Origin of the sequence: Acidocella sp. MX-AZ02, assembly GCF_000306035.1 — a bacterium.
GTDB classification, from domain to species: Bacteria; Pseudomonadota; Alphaproteobacteria; order Acetobacterales; family Acetobacteraceae; genus Acidocella; species Acidocella facilis.
On sequence record NZ_JH976268.1, the window covers coordinates 1 to 510 of the forward strand.

Genomic DNA, 510 nt, shown 5'->3' on the forward strand with positions numbered 1-510 from the left:
GGTTTTTCTGGACGAAACCTGGGCCAAGACGAATATGACGCGCCTGCGCGGCTGGTCACCGCGCGGTCAGCCCCTACAGGCAAAGGTGCCACATGGTCACTGGAAAACCTTGACCTTCCTGGCCGCCTTGCGCTCAGATCGCATCGACGCCCCCTTCGTTCTGGACGGGCCAATCAACGGCAAAACATTCACCGCCTATGTCCGCCAGATGCTAGTGCCGACTTTGTCCCCCGGAGACATCGTCATCATGGACAATCTCGGCAGCCATAAAGGCCCCGCCGTGCGCAAGGCCATTCGAGACGCAGGTGCCAAACTCCTCTTCCTGCCGCCCTACAGCCCCGATCTCAACCCCATCGAGCAGGTCTTCGCCAAACTCAAAACCCTGCTCCGAAAAGCCGCAGAAAGAACCGTCGAAGCCACATGGAAGCGCATTGGAATATTGCTCAACGAGTTCAAGCCCAACGAATGCGCAAACTACCTCAGAAACTCAGGGTATGCGTCAAATTAAGT

At 57.1% G+C, this 510-nt stretch carries 1 protein-coding gene; it reads left to right on the forward strand.

Features of this window, described 5'->3' with window-relative positions:
• On the forward strand, positions 1 to 508 hold a 508-nt coding region (locus tag MXAZACID_RS17470; RefSeq protein WP_008495926.1), incomplete at its 5' end, for an IS630 family transposase.
• Positions 509 to 510 lie beyond the last annotated feature (2 nt).